Source organism: Aquiflexum sp. (genome assembly GCF_041749095.1).
Classification (GTDB): Bacteria; Bacteroidota; Bacteroidia; order Cytophagales; family Cyclobacteriaceae; genus Aquiflexum.
Window position 1 is genome coordinate 1 of sequence record NZ_JBGTCA010000260.1, and the last position, 2,774, is coordinate 2,774.

At 42.8% G+C, this 2,774-nt stretch carries 2 protein-coding genes and 1 pseudogene; all 3 read left to right on the forward strand.

The genetic code is table 11. From position 1 onward, the window contains the following. Nucleotides 1-267: pseudogene (locus tag ACEW8O_RS12135) on the forward strand (cytochrome c); the annotation flags it as partial. A gap of 23 nt (nucleotides 268-290) precedes the next feature. Beyond that, a complete protein-coding gene (gene nosZ / locus ACEW8O_RS12140; protein ID WP_373494895.1) occupies nucleotides 291-2,249 on the forward strand; it encodes a Sec-dependent nitrous-oxide reductase in 1,959 nt (652 codons plus the stop codon). Nucleotides 2,250-2,303: 54 nt separating this feature from the next. Next, nucleotides 2,304-2,774: hypothetical protein (locus ACEW8O_RS12145; RefSeq protein ID WP_373494896.1), on the forward strand; the 471-nt coding region annotated here is incomplete at its 3' end.

A 2,774-nucleotide genomic window follows, 5' to 3' on the forward strand; every position in this document is an offset into this window, starting at 1 on the left:
GCATGCCATCAATACAATGACAAGCGGTTAGTAGGGCCTGGATTTGAAGGTGTCACCAACAGAAGACGTCCTGAATGGATCATGAACATGATCACCAATGTAGAGGTGATGCTCGATGAAGATCCTGTTGCCCAAGCACTATTGGAGGAATGTCTCACCAGGATGCCCAATCAGAATATATCTATTGGAGACTCTAGAGATATCCTGGAATTCCTTAGAAAAAATGATCTTGAAAAAACCGGTACTAATGATGCCGCTGTAAAATAATTTAATTTAAAACCCAAACAAAAATGAAAACAAGAATGTGGTTGTTGGCAGGAGCTGCGATAGCAATGACTTTTGCCTATGGATGTAAACCTAAAGGAGCCCAAAGTGCCCTTTCAGGAGATGCAGCCAGTAAAGTTTACGTCCCACCCGGACAGCATGATGAATTTTATAACATTGTATCGGGTGGATTCAACGGTCAGATGTCGGTAGTCGGTCTTCCTTCGGGAAGGGTATTCAAAATATTACCTGTTTTCTCAGTTCACCCTGAAAACGGTTATGGATATTCTGAAGAAAGCAAGCCAATGTTGAATACTTCCCACGGGTTTGTGCCTTGGGATGACCTTCACCATATCGCCATTTCCACTACCAATGCGCAGCATGATGCAAGATGGGCTTTTGGAAATGCCAATAACACGCCAAGAATCGCAAGAGTGGATTTAACTACTTTCAAAACAGTGGAAATCATTGAAATCCCAAATTCAGGTGGTAACCACTCTTCGCCGTTCATTACTGAAAACACAGAGTATGTGGTAGCAGGTACCCGTTTTTCTGTACCAACAGGTGATAATAGAGATGTACCGATCAGTACCTATAAGGAGAATTTCAAAGGTACTATTTCATTTATCAGTGTGGACAAAGACCATGGACACATGGACATTGCCTTTCAGTTGGAGGCACCACCGTTCAATTTTGACCTCGCCCGGGCAGGTAAGAAAAAATCCCATGGTTGGTTCTTCTTTTCTACTTACAATACAGAGATGGCCCATACACTTTTGGAGGTTAATGCCTCCCAAAAGGATAAGGACTTTATCATGGCGGTAAACTGGAAAAAAGCTGAAGAATACATCAAAGCCGGAAAAGGCAAAAAAGTCGGAGGCAAATATGCCCACAACGTTTGGGATGAAGATACCCATACTGCTACTTCCACCATCAAAGAAGGAATACTTTCTCTTGATCCAAGAGAATTAAAAGACATTGTCTATTTCATTCCTTGTCCAAAATCTCCACACGGTACAGATACTGACCCAACAGGAGAGTATATTATTGGCAGTGGTAAATTAGCTGCAATCATTCCCGTTTTCTCATTTACCAAAATGTTGGAAGCCATCGATAAAGAAGATTTTGAAGGTTCAATTGAAGGCATGCCAGTCTTGAGATATGAATCCGTATTACACGGTGAAGTTGAAAAACCTGGCTTGGGGCCTTTGCATACCGAATTTGACGGTAAGGGATTTGCCTATACCTCTATGTTTGTATCTTCTGAAATAGTGAAATGGAACATCGAAACCCTTGAGGTAGTGGATAGGGTTCCTACCTATTATTCTGTTGGTCACTTGATGATTCCAGGAGGACCAACAGGTGCGCCTCACGGTAAGTACATGGTAGCCTACAATAAAATCACCAAAGATAGATACTTGCCGACCGGACCTGAATTGGCCCACTCAGCTCAATTGTATGACATATCCGGTGACAAGATGCAGTTGCTTTTGGACTTCCCTACTATCGGAGAACCGCACTATGCGGAAGCATTCCCGGCTACTCTTATCAAAGACAAGCAGGTGAAATTTTACAAGCTGGAAGCTAATAACCATCCAAGGGCTCTCAAAGGTATTGCCAATGCAAGGGTGGAAAGAGAAGGAAACAGAGTGCATGTTTACATGACCACCATCCGGTCCAATTTCAGGCCTGACAATATTGAAGGTGTAAGGATAGGTGACGAAGTGTACTTCCATGTCACCAACCTCGAGCAGGATTGGGATGTACCACACGGCTTCGCAGTAAAAGGAGCAAATACCGCTGAATTGCTGGTCATGCCAGGAGAAACTGCCACTTTAAAATGGGTGCCGGACAGAGTTGGTGTATTCCCATTCTATTGTACGGATTTCTGTTCTGCACTCCATCAGGAAATGCAAGGCTACATCAGAGTATCCCCTGCGGGCAGTAATACGCCTTTAAAATATTCAACAGGAGAAGCTGAATAATTGCCCAATATGCAATACCGCCAGCAACATTACTGGCGGTTATCCAACAAAGAAATGAAAACGATCAGCCCTTTAAATAGATTTCTGGTCTTGATGGCCTCCTTGCTGATGATCTCAGCATATTTTACCCCTCTTTGGCAGATCAGCCTTTGGGCACCACAATATCCTGAGGGATTGAATATGAAAATATGGATTGATAAGCTCAGTGGTGATGTCGATATCATCAATGGCGTCAACCACTATATTGGGATGAAACACATAGGGGTAGAAATGTTTCCTGAATTCACTTACCTCATTTATGTATTTGGATTTATCATTGGGTTTGGTGTCCTGTCTGCAATCATTGGAAAAAGATGGATGGCTTATTCCTTTTTCGGGTTGATTGTCCTGATGGGAATAGGAGTACTCGTAGATATGTATATCTGGGGATATGATTATGGACACAATCTGGATCCCACAGCAGCCATAAAAGTCCCTGGAATGGCTTATCAGCCTCCTTTGATCGGATACAAAGAACTCCTGAAT